Consider the following 14,524-nt stretch of genomic DNA (forward strand, 5'->3'; position numbering starts at 1 on the left):
GTAAATCCGGCGGGTTTTTCAGCAGCCCCTTAGAGGCCACCTCTTGTTCGTTAAAATATATTTATTCGCACTTTTAAATCAGTTTTACTGATTCAACACAGCATCATCTCAGGTCAGGAGCGGCTTCGACGCGGTTACGCTTGTCGCAGTGTCCAGCGAGAGCAGGGGCCGCGCCAAATTCAGCGGTCGCCCGCCACTGACAACCGCGGGCGCCGCCGGCGGTCCGAGTCGAAGACCGAATCCGCCAGATTATTGCGTGCGACGCGGGAAAGGCTTTGTTGGACTCATCTAGCCGAACAAGCGGCGCGCTCGCCGCGACGTATCAGGTCGCAGTCTTCATCCATCCCGAACCCGATTGATGCGCATCGCCCAGCTCCACGAGCCGTATGAGATGGGCTTCCACCTGAGCAGCGGCCATCGGCTGCAGGCGCACATCGAGATCGGGATAGAGCCGCAGCGCGATCTGCTCGGGGATCGCGGGCTCGTCCGCTGTCAGCGCCTCCCAAACCTGGGTTTCACGTTCGCGCCGATGCGCCACGATATGCGCCAGTACGCCCGGCGCGTCCTCGAGCAGGCGGCCGTGCCCGGGCGCGATCCGTTCGATGGGTAGAGCCTGCAGATGTTCGAGGCTTTGCATGTAGGCGCTCATATCGCCATCCGGCGGCAGAATGACCACCGTGACATCGGCCATCACGGTATCGCCCGCGAACAACAACCCGGCATCGCGCCAGAAGAAACACAGATGATCGGCGGCATGGCCGGGGGTATGGATCGCCTCGAGACATACCGTATCCAGATCGATGACATCGCCATGATAAAGAGGACGATGCGCAGCGAAGTCTTTGTCGCGTACGCCCTGCAACTCGAGCGGATAGGCATGAATAGGAATATTCAGGCGCTCGGCCAGACGGTGCGCGCCGCCGGTATGGTCGGGATGCGCATGGGTAATGAGGATCGCCACGATCTTGCCGGGTGCGGCGGCGACCAGCGCGTCGAGATGATCGGCATCGTCCACGCCGGGGTCGATAATCGCGCAGTGCGACTTGCCCACCACGTAGCTGTTCGTGCCTGCCCCCGTCATCGGGCTCGGGTTAGGGGCCACGACGCGTATCACGCCGTCGACCAGCTGTTCTGTCTGCACACCGTTCACGGTACACGCACCGTTGTCGCGTTCATGAGCGCCGCCAGCGCCGTGTCGGCATCCGGGTAACGGGCCAGTGATTCGAGCGTTGCACGGGTCGGCGTCATCAACTCGATGTCGCCGCGATCGTGGGCGGCCACGGCTTGCGCCGGCGGCGCCCACCACACATGGGTGGTTTCCAGGCCATCGCAATACGCCTCGCCTTCGGGCGCGGCTGCGGCGAAAAAACGGGTCGAGTAACGCTTGGGCGGCCCCGCGGGCGTGGTCCAGTGGGCAAAGAACGCCAGCGCGTCGAGATCGAAACGCAGATCCATTTCCGATACCACATCCACCCAGGTCGTGGCCTGGGCATTGAGTGCAGCGCGTAGCGCATCGCGCCGGTCCGCTGTCACTTGGGCATGCGACGCGCAGGCAACCAGCAGGCCGGCCTCTTCGAAGCATTCGCGAATGGCAGCCATCGCCAAGGCGAAACCGTTGTCGCCAACCGCTTCGTCGATGGCATCGGCATCACCGACACAACGAGCGCGCAGATCGGCATCCTCATCGGCCGCATCGAGCGCACCGCCGGGGAAGACATAGGCATTGGCGCCGAACACGTGGCTGGCGTGGCGGCGCAGTAACAACACCTCAAGGCCCGACGCGACACCATCGCGCAACAGCGCAGCCGTTGCGGCATCGCGCACGGTAACGACTTGGCTCACAGCGAGGCAGTTGTCAGACAATCCATGTCGGCTAGCATACCTGCATCATTCTTTCTTTCGCATGTCGATGCATCAGGTATTCGTCTACGGCACGCTGCGCCCCGGCGGGCGCAACCATCATTTCATGGCAACCGCGACGCATCTGGGTGCGTACACCACGCCGGCGGCTTTTACGCTGCTCGATACCGGCCCCTACCCGGCCGCCCTCGATGAAGGCAAAACGGCACTGGTAGGCGATGTGTTCACCGTAGACGACGATACGTTCGCCGCACTGGACCGGCTTGAGGACTATCCGGTGCACTACACCCGGCGCAAGCTCGCCACCGATTATGGCGATGCCTGGGTATATCTCTGGATAGCCGCTCAAGATCCGACCTGGCCGGTGATCGACCATGGCGACTGGTGTCGACACATGCGCGAGCACAGCGACAACAGCTGACGATCCACAACCGACGAAACACCGTGAACGACACCCGACACAACGCAACCCCCGATAGCAGCCGGATCCGCGATCTCTACGACCTGGTCACCGGCGACGAGCATGCACGCGTATGTCGCAACCTGTCCGACGAGGCCTGTCGCGAACAGCCGACCAATTTCTTTATCCATCTGGTCGCGCTACTGGCCAACAAGATCGGCGACCTGATCGCGAGCCCCAAGCTGGTACTGCCCTGGCTGATGGGCGCACTCGGCGCGCCGGTCTGGATGACGGGCCTGCTGGTGCCGATTCGCGAATCACTGGCCCTGCTACCGCAACTCGCCGTGGCTGGCTGGATGCGTGCCAAGCCGCGCCGCAAATGGTTCTGGGTGGTCGGTTCCGCAATCCAGGGCGCGAGCGTGGTCGCCATGATTGCAGTCGCGCTTACGCTTGAAGCGGTACCCGCGGGCACGGCGATCCTGTTACTGCTCGCTGTCTTCTCGCTAGGGCGCGGCGTGTGCTCGGTGTCCTACAAGGACGTTCAGGGCAAGACCATTGCCAAGACCCGTCGCGGTACGCTCTCTGGCTATGCAGCGAGCGCGGCCGGTGGCGTGGCTATGGCGCTCGGCCTGCTGCTCTGGCTCACGCCGATCGGCGATGCCACGCTCACGCCGCTGCTCGTACTGCTGGCGATCGCTGGCGCCGCCTGGCTATTTGCGGCGATCACTTTTTCGAGTTTGCGCGAGTATGCAGGTGCGACCGAGGGTGGCGGCAACGCACTCAAGACCGCTTGGCAGAGTCTGGGCCTCATTCGCAGCAAACCCGGTTTCGCTCGTTTCATCGGCGTACGCGGTCTGCTGGTCGCCACCGCTCTGGCGGCGCCTTACTACGCCACGCTTGCACGAGACAGTGGCGGCGAAGCGATCGCCAATCTGGCTATTCTGCTCGCACTTTCAGGCCTGGCATCGCTGGTATCGGCGCCGTTCTGGGGCAAGTTCTCCGATCGGTCCTCGCGCCAGGTATTGATACTCACGGGCATCGTGGCCGGCCTGCTCAATTTGGTGGTAGCCGCATGCGCATGGTTCGATCTCGGCGATACGCTGGGCGTCTGGCCGTTCGCGGCGGGTTATTTCGTGCTCGCAGGCCTGCACGCGGGGGTACGCCTGGGCCGCAAGACCTATCTCACCGATCTGGGTAACAACGACGACCGTGCCCAGCTTACGGCCGTGGCCAACACAACCATTGGCCTGATCCTGCTGGCCGGCGGCGGCCTGATTGCGCTGATTGGCCTGCTGGGTGCCGCAGCGGCAGTCGCGGCACTCAGTGTGCCTGCCTTCGCTGGCGCCGCACTCGCAATCGGGTTGCCGGACGCCGAATGAGCGCATCGGCGCATGGTGCCCAGGCGTAAACTAACGAACGCTATGTTTACCGAGTTGCCCATGCGCCGCCCGCTCTTCGCTGTTCTCTTGCTTGCCGCCGTATTCTTCATGAGCGCCTCGGTCGGCGCTGCCGAACGGCCCGCGCCCGATGCTCCTTTCGAGCCCGACGTCGGGGCCGATGAAGGCGTAGCGATCTTTGCCGGCGGCTGCTTCTGGTGTATGGAACAAGCCTTCGATGAAGTCGACGGCGTGGTATCCACGACCTCCGGCTATACCGGTGGCCATCTGGCCGACCCGAGCTATCGCGACGTGACGGCCGAAACGAGCGGCCACGCCGAGGCGCTGAAAGTGGTCTATAAAACCGATGAGGTGGACTACGACCACCTGCTCGACACGTTCTGGTACAACATCGACCCGACCGATGCGGGCGGCCAGTTCTGTGATCGCGGCGATTCCTATCGCAGCGAAATTTTCTATGTGAACGATGCCCAGAAACAGGCGGCCGAGGCCTCGAAAACCGCCCTGCAAAACGATCCCGATGCCCCCTCGCCTATCGTCACCAAGATCGTCGCAGCCAAGACGTTCTACCCCGCCGAGGACTATCACCAGAACTATTACCAAAAGAATTCCTTGCGCTACAAGTTCTATAAAAACTCCTGTCGGCGCACCGCCACCCTGGAAAAACGCTGGGGTGAAAAAGCAGGCGGCCCGGACTCCTGAACGCGGCTTACGGCAGCCGCGCCCGGTAGCTGAGGGCGCTGAAAGACTCGCCCGCGTGCGATAATCGCGGCATGTTCGATCGTGTCCGACGCTACGCACATTCTGTGCAGACCAACGCCCGCGAAGCCTTGACCAATGGCCGCGATTGGTTGGCCAACGACCCGGATCTCTATCAAGCCGAGCGCACGCCTTATCGCGTCATTCATCGTCTCGGTTTGATGGCGGTGCGCTATTACCCGCCGCTAGAGGAAAGCACGATTCCTGTCGGCGATGCGGTCGAGTCGGTTGCCGCGCATGAACACGCGGTACCGATCGTGCTCGTGCCGCCGCTGGCTGCCAGCACCCTGATTTTCGACCTGCTGCCGCAGCGCAGTCTGGTGCGTTATCTACGCGCCCGCGGCTTTGCCGTCTATCTGATCGACTGGGGCGAACCCGGCCGCAACGACGCCCATCTGGGCGTACGCGACTATGCCCTGCGCCTGCTGCCCGATGCGCTGACCGCGGTCCGGGCGCATAGCGGCAGTCCGGACGTATCGCTGATGGCCTACTGCATGGGCGGCTTGTTTGCCCTCATCTATGCCGGCACGGGGCGTGATTACGGCATTCGCAATATCGTGACCATCGCCAGCCCCATCGACATGCACGATGCCACGCTGGCCGCCCGCGCGCTGCGCGCACTCAACGGCCCGGCGCGGCTGGTTCGCCGGCATACGTCGTGGCGTATTCATCAGATCGATCCACGACTGATGCATGTGCCCGGCTGGCTCAACGGTGTGGCGTTCAAGCTCACCAACCCGATCGGCAGCCTCACCACGTATCTCTCGCTGCTGCGCGGGCTGGGCGACCGTGAATTCGTGGCCACCCATGCCACCTTCGGCCGCTGGATGGGCGATATGCTCGATTATCCGGGCACGCTGGTTCAGGATTTTCTGGTCACCCTGTGGATCGACAATGCCCTGGCCAGCGGTACCGTACGTCTGGGCGAAGTCGAATCCGATCTCGCATCGATCGACTGCCCATTGCTGGCCATCGCAGGTGAATCCGACCAGCTGGTGGGCGTGGCGAGCGTGCGCCGGATCATGGCACTGGTGACCAGCGAGGATCGCCACTTCGAGTTGGCGCCGGGCGGCCATGCCGGGGTATTCGCCGGCAGCGAGGCGTCTGCTCACACTTGGCGCATTGCTGCGGACTGGCTGGCCAAGCGGTCGGACTAGGCCTGGCCCCGCGCCGGCAATTCGCGTTCGACGCGCCGCGACGAACGGGCACAGGCCGCGGCGAACAGCGCACCGCTGACGTTGTGCCAGACCGAGAATAACGCCCCCGGCAACGCAGCGGCAGCAGAAAAATACTGCTGCGCCAGCGCGACGGCCAAACCGGAGTTCTGCATACCCACCTCGATCGCCACCGTACGAGCAATACGCCGATCGCCGGCCAACAGCCGGGCACAGCCATAGCCTGCCGCCAGCCCGATCAGGTTGTGCAGCACGACCGCGGCCAGTACGACCAGCCCCATCGTGGCGATCGAATCGGCATTGAGCGCCACAATGATCGCGATAACCACGGCGATCGCGATCGACGAGCCGAGCGCGCACCAACCATCGCGGGACGGCCAGCGATCGCCGATCCAGAGATTCAGCCCCATGCCGGCAACCACCGGCACAATCACGATCTCGGCGATACTGATCAGCATGGCAGCCACAGGCACGCCCAGTGCCGCATCGGCATAGAGCCAGGTCAGCACCGGCGTGGCGACAACCGAGACAAGCGTGGCGATACTGGTGAGCGTAATCGATAGCGCCACATCGCCGCGTGGGAACCTCGGTTTGAATTCCTCGCGGATCGCGTTCGAGTCCTCAAATGCGTCGCAACAAGACGCCCAAGCGCAGTGCCTGGCTCATTGCCAGGTCAAGCTTGGCAACGCCGTTGCGGCGCATTTGAGGCCGAACCGCTTAGCGGCCGGGGCTTTGCGCGTGTCTGGGCGGCGTCATTCGTCGTTCACGTGCAATAAGCACGCTTCACTCCTCATTCCTTGCCAGCCACGCGCAAAGCACGCCGGCGCGACCGCGAAGAATTCAAACCGAGGTTCCCCTTAAACAGATAACGTTAGAGGCGGTGCCACCCGCCACACTTCCGACGAGTATCAGGCCCAGCGCTAGAGGCCCATCGAGGCCCAGCGCTTTGGCGATGGCCCATGCCACCAACGGCATGAGCCCAAACTGCAGCACAACGCCGAGCAATACGACCGGCCAGCGCGTAACGGCGCGCAAAAAATCTCCGGGCGTCAGCGTCAGCCCCATGCCGAACATAATCACCACCAGCAGTGGCACGATCGCCGGTTTGGCGGCCACGAACGCCCACGGCGCCATATAGGCAAACGCCGCCAGCACGCCGGCGACGAGTGGAAACACGGCCGCGATACGCGAAGGCGACGGCGCGTTCACGATGTTGTACCGAGCAGTTCGAAGCCGGCCTCGCGAAGCAGATCGGCCGTTTCATAAAGCGGCAGCCCCATCACACTCGAATAACTGCCATCGAGCCGGGCGATGAAGATCGCGCCGCGCCCCTGAATCGCATAGCCACCGGCCTTGCCGATCGGCTCGCCGCTTGCGACATAGCCAGCGCGTTCCGCGGCGGTGATATCGCGCATGGTGACTTGGCTCATCGATATGCGGGAAAGACAGCGCCCCGCCACGCACAGCGCCACGCCGCTGACCACGCGATGGGTGCGGCCGGATAACGACGCCAACATCGAGTCGGCCTCGGCGTCATCGGCCGGCTTGCCATAGAGTCGTTCACTGAGTGTCACAACCGTATCCGAGCCGAGCACCACGTCGTCCGGATAGTGCGCGGCCAGCGCCTGGGCCTTGCCGCGGGCCAGACGTTCGGCCAACGCCTCGGCGCTTTCGGCGGGGTGCGGTGTCTCGTCGATATCGGCCGCGATCGCGACGTGCGAAACGCCAAGTTGATCGAGCAGCTTGGCACGCTGCGGCGAGGCCGAGGCCAGAATCAATCGTCGGTTCATAACGGTTTCACGTAGCGGGCCGGATCGGCACTGTCGGTAAATTCGATAAACGCGTCGCGCATGAGATTCCCGGCATCGATGGCCTGCTGCCAGGCCGCCAGGCGCGCGTCGTCGCGCCCGGCATAGCGATAGAAATCCTTGCGGTCGGGCACTTTCCGCTCCACCAAGCGATCTCGCAATGCCGGGCCGGGGCCGATCAGCAGCGTATTGGCGGCATGACGCGGGCGCCGCCACGGCAGGCTCTTGTCGAACCAACCCGGCACGAGCCGCTCGTCGTAATGCGGCATGAGTACGAGCGGCGCGTCGGCCTCGCACGCGAGCAGCGGTTGATCAATATGGTAGTCGACGATGCCACCATCGCGATAAACGCCGACCGGGGCGCCGGCCGGATCGACCACGCCGCGCATGACCAAGGGGACATTGCCGCTCGCATAGACGGCATCGCGCACGTTGGCTGCGGTCAGCTCGATCGCGCGGTCGCCCAGATGGGCATCTGCCCAGTGCAAGCCGCCCTTGCCGCGCGAAAAAACCACGCGCTCGAAGAACCAGCGCAGGCTGTTGCGCGAGAACGCGTTACCCAGGGCACCGAGGCTCGAGCCGAACATTAGCGCGCCGCGTGCTTCACTCCGCGTCAGCGCACGCGAGCGTACCGTGAGCACATGCATACGAAAGCGCGGATGGGACAACACGCCGTCGCGCACGTCATCGGTAAGAAACGTATCGAGGATCGCGCGAACCGTACCGCTGATTTCATCGCGCGTGGGCTTGGCGCTATAGAACTGGTCCAGATAGGCCCGTTCCAGCGTATCGATCGATCCGGCCGGATCATGCGGGTGGCAAGCGGCCGCAAAGCGCCATGCCCCGATCGACGAGCCAACCAGATCGATCGGCTGGGCGGCATCGTCGCGGTACAACCAGTCCGAGAAGAGATAGCGATCCAGCGCTGAGAGAATCAACCACTTCGGCCCGCCGGCCGCACCGGCCATGGCCCCGACGTGGCGCGGACTCAACCCCTCTTTTGCCAGCACGGCGCGCGCGGCAGGCCCCGCACGCAGGGTCAGTACGTCGTGAAAGTCCATCTGTCTTGCCAAGCGATCGATCGGCGCATTCTAACGGGCACGGCGCATTCGCGCCGACAGGTGTCGACCGCTTTGATCCGTATCAGTCGACGGTGATGATCTTCATTGCATTGGTGCCGCCGGGGCCGGTGAAATCGCCCTTGGTCACGAGTACACGATCGCCGCTTTCAAGATCGCCGCGCGTACGCAGGCAGGCCACGGCTTCGTCGACCGGCACCACGCCGTTGAGTTCGGACGGCAAAAACGCCACCGGAAACACATTGCGGCACAGGGCCAGATAGCGCTCGGATGCCGGGTACTGAGTGAGCGCAAAGATCGGGATATGCGTGTCCTGGCGCGACATCAACAACGCGGTCGTCCCGGACTCAGTCAGCGCGATGATCGCATCGGCATGCATATGGCGCGCCGTGTACATCGTCGCCATGGCGATGGCTTCGTCGGTGCGCTCGAAATGCGCGGCCAGACCGCTGGCGGCACGGTCGGCCGTGGCTTCACGCTCGGCACCGATACAGATCTTGGCCATAGCCGCCACAGTCTGTACCGGATAGTGGCCGACCGCAGTCTCGGCCGAGAGCATCACCGCATCGGTGCCGTCGAGCGTGGCGTTGGCCACGTCCAGCACCTCGGCTCGCGTGGGAATCGGGTTTTCGATCATCGATTCCATCATCTGGGTCGCGGTGATCACGAGTCGATTCATCTCCCGCGCGGTGGCAATGATGCGTTTCTGTACGCCGGGCAGCTCGGGATCGCCGATTTCCACACCCAGATCGCCGCGCGCGACCATGACGGCATCGCTGGCCTGGATAATTTCATCGAGGGCGGCAATCGCTTCGGCGCGTTCGATCTTGGCGCATAAACGGGCTTCGCCGCCGGCCGCTTGCAGACGCTCGCGGGCGTCGTGCAAATCGGCGGCACTGCGCACGAAAGATACGGCCAGATAATCGACGTCCAGCTCGGCGGCAACGCGAATATCGTCGAAATCTTTCTCCGTCAATCCGCCGGCAGACAGGCCACCCCCGCGCAGATTCACACCCTTGCGGCCGGAGAGCTTGCCGCCGACTTCGACGGTGCACTGAATTCGGTGATCGTCCACCGCATCAACCGCGAGCGAAATCGCGCCGTCGTTAATCAGCAGCTGACTGCCGGCCTTGACGTCGGCCAGCAGCGGCTCGTAATGAATGGCCACTGCATCGCGCGTGCCCGCATTGGCGGCCATCTGCGTATCGAGCGTGAATGGCTGACCGGTTTCGAGTTCGACCGCACCGTCAATGAAGGACTCGATCCGAATCTTCGGCCCCTGGAGGTCGGCCAGCACGGCGACGGGCAGCTGAAGTTCGGCTGCAGCCTCACGCACGCGGCGTACACGTTCGCGATGGTCGTCGGCTTCGCCATGCGAGAAATTGATTCGTACGACATTCACCCCGGCCGAGAGCAGTTTGGAGAGCACCTCGGGTGAATCCGAGGCCGGGCCGAGGGTCGCAACAATCTTGGTTTTTCGTTTCATGCTGCAAACGCTAGCACAGCGCCTGTGTTGGCGGGATGACAAGACAGGAAAATCATGGTTTTAACCTGTACCCAAGCCTGCCGATACGCCTGGACGGGTGCATTGCATAAACGGTTCGCAACCACTTCTCTCGCGAACTAGACTCGTGCGCCCATTCACACCAACGCTGCTCATGCTGTCGCCAACGGAAGTGCTGCGCCGAGCCGGAATTCTGCTACTACTGTGGGTGGCCGGCATCTATATGCGCGCGCCGATTCTGATCGCGGCCCCCTTGGGCGAGCGTATTCGCGACGATCTGGGGTTTGGTCAAACGGCGTTGGGTGCGCTCACCACGCTACCGGTGTTCATGCTCGGCCTCGGCGCGCTGCCTGCCGCCTGGTTGATCGGCCGGTACGGGGCGCGCAACACATTGGTCGCGTCAGTTCTTCTTACCGGCGTGGCATCGATGCTGCGCGCGTTGGCGCCAGACATCGCCGTACTGCTGGGTTTAACCGCCGCGATGGGCCTGGGTATCGCCGCCATGCAACCGGCGCTGCCGGCTCTGGTCGGGCGTTGGTGCCCTTCGTTCGTGGCGCTGGGTGCAGCAATTTATATCAACGGCATGATGCTCGGCGAGTTTGTCGGGGCCGGTCTGACGCTTCCATTACTGTTACCCGCAGTAGGCGGCGACTGGCGCAGCGCCCTGGCCTGGTTTTCGCTGCCGGCTATTGCGTTGAGTCCGTTATTGCTGGGGCCGCGACTGCACGGCAAGCGGCCTACCCAGCGCACGCGTGGTCTGCCCGCATTCGACGATCGTCTGCTCTGGCGTTTCGGGCTGCTGCTCGGTGCGACCGCAGCGACTTTTTTCGGCATGAATGCCTATATGGGCGTCCTACTCGAGCGCAAGGGATTGGGCGAGGATCTCGCCACGATGCTGTTTGCGTTCAACCTGACCCAGCTCGTGACATCAATCGTGCTGGTGTTCGCCGTTCGCCATGTGTTGCGCCTGCCACGGCTGCTGGCACTGACATGTCTCGCTCATATCATCGGCCTTCTAGGCTTCCTGCTTGCGGACGGGCTGGCGCTACTCTACCCAGCTGCCGTGCTGCTGAGCCTGACTGCGGCACTCCAGCTGATCGTACTCACCGCCCTACCACCGCTACTGCGCGACGCCGACTCCGCCGGGCGACTTGCCGCCGGCATGCTCGCGGTCGGCTATATCCTCGGCTTTGCCGCACCGATCGCCGCCGGCGCAGCCGCCGACGCATTGGGCTCGCCGTATGCGGTCGTCGCCGTATTTCTGGCATTCAACACAGCCGTATTACCGCTTGCCTGGACGACGCGGACCGACCCCGAGTATTAATCCGGCAAAAAACCAGATTGCTCAACTCCTTGTTGATGCGTGCATGCCGGCTAAGTAGATCGTGGTCAGGCGCAGCCTGACCGCCCCTCGGCAGGACCTGAAACGATCTGCGCTTGATATGGCACGGCGTTGAAACAGCTGAGCGCGTCAGCTGCGCCAGCGCCACAAAACAAGCCCCGTCGAAACGGGGCTTGTATCAAACGGCAGATTTTCGCTTCAAACCGCGCCTAGAACGTCGCCCAATCACCATCATCAATATCGATATCGCTTTTGACCGGCGCCGCAGCCGGCGCCGGCCGCGCTGACGGCGCAGCCGATACGCTCGGTGAAACAGACGCTGCCACCGGCTGTTCGTTTGCAACGGGCGCAGACTCGACCACATTGATATCACCACGCAGCTTGAAGAATGCGACCTGACGCTTGAGCGCCTCGGCCTGTTCTTCGAGCGACCGGCTTGCGGCGGCGGATTCCTCGACCAACGAGGCGTTTTGCTGGGTCATGCTGTCCATTTGCGATACGGCCAGATTGACCTGTTCGATACCGCTGGACTGCTCGCTGCTCGCAGCAGCGATCTCGGCAATAATATCGCCGACCTTATGCACGCTCTCGACGATGCCGTCGAGCGTCTTGCCCGATAACGCCACCTGCTGTGAGCCATCGGCCACCTTCGCCGCACTGTCTTCCACCAGCGACTTGATGTCCTTGGCTGCCGCCGCACTACGGCTGGCCAGATTGCGGACTTCCGAAGCGACCACGGCAAACCCGCGCCCCTGCTCGCCTGCACGGGCAGCTTCTACAGAGGCATTCAAGGCCAGAAGATTGGTCTGGAAAGCAATATCGTCGATCAGACCCACGATCTCGCTGATCTTGCGGCTGGAGGCATCGATCTCCTGCATGGCTGCGACCGCGCGCGACACCACCTCACCGCCTTCACTGGCCTGCGCCCGCACACCGTGCGCCAGCTGATTGGCCTGGGCGGCGTTGTCGGCATTCTGCTTGACCGTAGAGGTCATCTGCTCCATCGAAGCCGCGGTTTCTTCGAGATTGGCGGCCTGTTCCTGGGTACGGCTGCTGAGTTCGTCGTTACCTGAAGCGATCTGGCCGGCGCCGACGCTGACCGACTCGGAGCCTTGGCGCACGTTGGCGACAATCTCGGACAGCTTGGCCTGCATATTCTTCAGGCTTTCAAGCATCGCGCCGAACTCGTCCTTGTACGGATTATGAACATCGTTCTCGAGGTGGCCGTCGGCGATAGACTCCGCCAGTTGCCGGGCCTGATCGAGCGGCCGGGTGATCATACGGGTGAGCACGAACATAATGCTCAGGATAATGAGCGCCACCACCACGAGGGTCGCAATAATGATAGTGCGGCTGGTGGCTACCGTAGCCTGCGCCTGAGCAAAGAACTCCCCGGCCCGCGTGGCCTGATACGCGGCCAACTCGTCCATATAACCCACCAGGGAATCGAACCCGGGCTCGACATCGACCGCATACAGTGCCTGCGCCTGATAAGTCTCACCCGATTGCATGGGTTCGAGGATTGTCTTGAGCACCGGAACGAATGCCTTGAACGCCGCTGCAGCCTGATCTGCTTTTGCGCGCTCTTCGTCACCGGTCAACAGAGCCGGGTAATAGTCTTCCCAAACCCGGGTTACCTTGGCGATCCGGGTATCGAGCTGCTTGTCGAGCTCTACGCCGTCATCGTTGAACATAATGGCGTGCTGCACATCGCGGCGCATCGCGTTGAACGTATCGCTAAGGACGTTGACCTCGATGACGCCTTTGAGGTTTTTCGAATAGATCCGGTCGGTGACAGAAGCCACCTGACTGTTGCTGTAAAGCGAAAAGGCCCCGAGCGCTATCACCAGAACGGTAATCACGCCGAAGCCCAACCCCAGCTTCCCCTTCACACTTTTCATCATTGCGAACCTGCCTGTTCAGTACCCTTATTCCCGCGGTTTCGGCCAGCGCGAACACCGGTTCGATACGCCTTCGGCGGGGGTTGTTATTGCAATTATCGGCATGCTGGCCACGCGGATGGCGTTCGACCATCTCGCAGGTGGTAGCTTTAGCACCCGGTACCTATCGGCGTAGCGCCGTATTGCTTGAGCGGCTTGCGCTAGCGCCCGATCGAGCACGTTCGCAGAAGAAATTAAACAGTCGCGCCGGCATGCCTTGACTGCAGCGGCGAGTACTGGGGGTACGGCGTGCGAATGACGTTGCCACAACGCCAGCACGCGAACCGCTCGCGGGAGCTAACGGTTACCGCGTCGCAAAGCAGGGGTCACAGGAGCGAACGTAAGCGCCGCCGCGGGAAGCGCCCGGCTCGTTGCTCGGGAACAATCATGCGACTCGTCTTGTGCACAATCGTGTCGGCGACGCATGGTCATCAAGCGCTTCGCGGACACGATCAAAGCGGCAGCGTAGAAAAGTATCTCCCGATTCTAGTGCTCGGTAAGCATTGCGCGCAGACGCGATACGGCCTGACTGTGGAGCTGACATACGCGAGACTCGCTCACGCCCAGCACCACGCCGATTTCCTTGAGGTTGAGATCTTCCTGGTAGTAAAGACCCAGCAGCAGTTTTTCGCGCTCAGGCAGTTCGTCGATCGCTTCTGCCAGTTGCTCGCGGTCGCCGAAGGCCAGAAGCGCATCGAGCGGGTTGGTCGAGGTATCGACATCGGCCGAGATGATAGAGGCGGCGGAATCTTCCGTACCGCTCTCCTCGAAGGCTTCGATGAAACCGTTGTTCACGTCGTGCAGTAGACGATGATATTCGTCGATCGGCATATCGAGTTCTTCGGCGATCTCGCGATCGGTAGCCTGGCGACCATGACGATGTTCGAGACGCTGAATCGCACGGTCGACATCACGACTGGCGCGACGCACACTACGCGGCAACCAGTCGCGGCTGCGCAACTCGTCGATCATCGTGCCTTTCACACGCTGGGACGCATAGGTCGCAAACGAGGCCCCCTGCGAGGCATCGAAGCGATTGAATGCATCCAACAGGCCGACCATGCCCGCCTGAATGAGATCATCCAGCTCGACGCTGGCCGGCAGGCGCACCTGCAACGACAGCGCATGCCGTCTGACCAACGGCAGGTACTGTTCCACCGCCTGGGACCGATCGATCTTGCCTTGCGCCGTATACATAAGTGATCCGCCTGAATGGGCAACCGCTGGTTACGTATGAGCACGTCCAACGCGGTTGGTTTT

Annotated in this window: 14 protein-coding genes; 5 read left to right on the plus strand and 9 right to left on the minus strand. The window is 62.6% G+C overall.

Annotation, left to right across the window (positions count from 1 at the left end):
• Positions 1–322 precede the first annotated feature (322 nt).
• Entirely contained in the window at positions 323–1,141 is an 819-nt protein-coding gene (locus SSPSH_RS15575) for an MBL fold metallo-hydrolase (protein WP_040608422.1), read from the minus strand.
• Between the two features lie 5 nt (positions 1,142–1,146).
• Complete coding sequence (locus SSPSH_RS19025; RefSeq protein WP_006914563.1) at positions 1,147–1,842, minus strand: NUDIX hydrolase; 696 nt, start codon at positions 1,840–1,842, stop codon at positions 1,147–1,149.
• Between the two features lie 61 nt (positions 1,843–1,903).
• Here SSPSH_RS19025 and SSPSH_RS15585 point away from each other — a divergent pair, with 61 nt between their 5' ends.
• From SSPSH_RS15585 to SSPSH_RS15600, 4 genes are all read left to right on the plus strand, one after another.
• Positions 1,904–2,281 (plus strand): gamma-glutamylcyclotransferase family protein, encoded by a 378-nt coding sequence (locus tag SSPSH_RS15585; RefSeq protein ID WP_006914564.1) that lies wholly within the window; start codon positions 1,904–1,906, stop codon positions 2,279–2,281.
• 23 nt (positions 2,282–2,304) lie between these two features.
• Positions 2,305–3,639 (plus strand): MFS transporter, encoded by a 1,335-nt coding sequence (locus SSPSH_RS15590; protein WP_006914565.1) that lies wholly within the window; start codon positions 2,305–2,307, stop codon positions 3,637–3,639.
• 60 nt (positions 3,640–3,699) lie between these two features.
• Positions 3,700–4,359, plus strand: a complete 660-nt coding sequence (gene msrA, locus SSPSH_RS15595) for a peptide-methionine (S)-S-oxide reductase MsrA (RefSeq protein ID WP_040608426.1) — start codon at positions 3,700–3,702, stop codon at positions 4,357–4,359.
• 71 nt (positions 4,360–4,430) lie between these two features.
• The gene (locus SSPSH_RS15600) at positions 4,431–5,573 is read left to right on the plus strand and encodes an alpha/beta fold hydrolase (RefSeq protein ID WP_006914567.1); all 1,143 of its coding nucleotides are present in this window, start codon (positions 4,431–4,433) and stop codon (positions 5,571–5,573) included.
• On the opposite strand, the gene SSPSH_RS15605 is transcribed toward SSPSH_RS15600, so the two are convergent.
• From SSPSH_RS15605 to pyk, 5 genes are all read right to left on the minus strand, one after another.
• A complete protein-coding gene (locus tag SSPSH_RS15605) occupies positions 5,570–6,160 on the minus strand; it encodes a bile acid:sodium symporter family protein (protein WP_021031871.1) in 591 nt (196 codons plus the stop codon). The genes SSPSH_RS15600 and SSPSH_RS15605 overlap by 4 nt on opposite strands.
• Positions 6,161–6,431: 271 nt before the next feature.
• On the minus strand, positions 6,432–6,800 hold the full coding sequence (locus tag SSPSH_RS15610) for a bile acid:sodium symporter family protein (protein WP_021031872.1): 369 nt from the start codon (positions 6,798–6,800) through the stop codon (positions 6,432–6,434).
• Complete coding sequence (locus tag SSPSH_RS15615; protein ID WP_021031873.1) at positions 6,797–7,381, minus strand: Maf family protein; 585 nt, start codon at positions 7,379–7,381, stop codon at positions 6,797–6,799. Before SSPSH_RS15615 ends, SSPSH_RS15610 begins: the two co-directional genes overlap by 4 nt.
• Positions 7,378–8,460, minus strand: coding sequence for a hypothetical protein (locus tag SSPSH_RS15620; protein ID WP_006914569.1), 1,083 nt, complete (start codon positions 8,458–8,460; stop codon positions 7,378–7,380). The genes SSPSH_RS15615 and SSPSH_RS15620 overlap by 4 nt, the downstream gene beginning before the upstream one ends.
• Before the next feature lie 82 nt (positions 8,461–8,542).
• Positions 8,543–9,964 (minus strand): pyruvate kinase, encoded by a 1,422-nt coding sequence (gene pyk, locus SSPSH_RS15625; RefSeq protein WP_006914570.1) that lies wholly within the window; start codon positions 9,962–9,964, stop codon positions 8,543–8,545.
• A gap of 172 nt (positions 9,965–10,136) precedes the next feature.
• Here pyk and SSPSH_RS15630 point away from each other — a divergent pair, with 172 nt between their 5' ends.
• On the plus strand, positions 10,137–11,306 hold the full coding sequence (locus tag SSPSH_RS15630) for an MFS transporter (RefSeq protein ID WP_006914571.1): 1,170 nt from the start codon (positions 10,137–10,139) through the stop codon (positions 11,304–11,306).
• A gap of 227 nt (positions 11,307–11,533) precedes the next feature.
• Here SSPSH_RS15630 and SSPSH_RS15635 read toward each other — a convergent pair whose 3' ends face one another.
• Together SSPSH_RS15635 and SSPSH_RS15640 are read right to left on the minus strand one after the other, a co-directional pair.
• Positions 11,534–13,228: a methyl-accepting chemotaxis protein gene (locus SSPSH_RS15635; RefSeq protein ID WP_006914572.1), complete on the minus strand. Its 1,695-nt coding sequence runs from the start codon at positions 13,226–13,228 to the stop codon at positions 11,534–11,536.
• Between the two features lie 522 nt (positions 13,229–13,750).
• Positions 13,751–14,461, minus strand: coding sequence for an RNA polymerase sigma factor FliA (locus SSPSH_RS15640; protein WP_006914573.1), 711 nt, complete (start codon positions 14,459–14,461; stop codon positions 13,751–13,753).
• Positions 14,462–14,524 lie beyond the last annotated feature (63 nt).

Source organism: Salinisphaera shabanensis E1L3A (assembly GCF_000215955.2).
Classification (GTDB): domain Bacteria; phylum Pseudomonadota; class Gammaproteobacteria; order Nevskiales; family Salinisphaeraceae; genus Salinisphaera; species Salinisphaera shabanensis.

Excerpts from the sequence above, each read along its gene's own strand:
- SSPSH_RS15585 (WP_006914564.1), top strand. The coding sequence starts at position 1,904 with ATGTCGATGCATCAGGTATTCGTCTACGGCACGCTGCGCCCCGGCGGG.
- msrA (WP_040608426.1), top strand. The coding sequence starts at position 3,700 with ATGCGCCGCCCGCTCTTCGCTGTTCTCTTGCTTGCCGCCGTATTCTTC.
- SSPSH_RS15600 (WP_006914567.1), top strand. The coding sequence starts at position 4,431 with ATGTTCGATCGTGTCCGACGCTACGCACATTCTGTGCAGACCAACGCC.
- SSPSH_RS15615 (WP_021031873.1), bottom strand. The coding sequence starts at position 7,381 with ATGAACCGACGATTGATTCTGGCCTCGGCCTCGCCGCAGCGTGCCAAG.
- SSPSH_RS15620 (WP_006914569.1), bottom strand. The coding sequence starts at position 8,460 with ATGGACTTTCACGACGTACTGACCCTGCGTGCGGGGCCTGCCGCGCGC.
- pyk (WP_006914570.1), bottom strand. The coding sequence starts at position 9,964 with ATGAAACGAAAAACCAAGATTGTTGCGACCCTCGGCCCGGCCTCGGAT.
- SSPSH_RS15630 (WP_006914571.1), top strand. The coding sequence starts at position 10,137 with ATGCTGTCGCCAACGGAAGTGCTGCGCCGAGCCGGAATTCTGCTACTA.
- SSPSH_RS15635 (WP_006914572.1), bottom strand. The coding sequence starts at position 13,228 with ATGATGAAAAGTGTGAAGGGGAAGCTGGGGTTGGGCTTCGGCGTGATT.
- SSPSH_RS15640 (WP_006914573.1), bottom strand. The coding sequence starts at position 14,461 with ATGTATACGGCGCAAGGCAAGATCGATCGGTCCCAGGCGGTGGAACAG.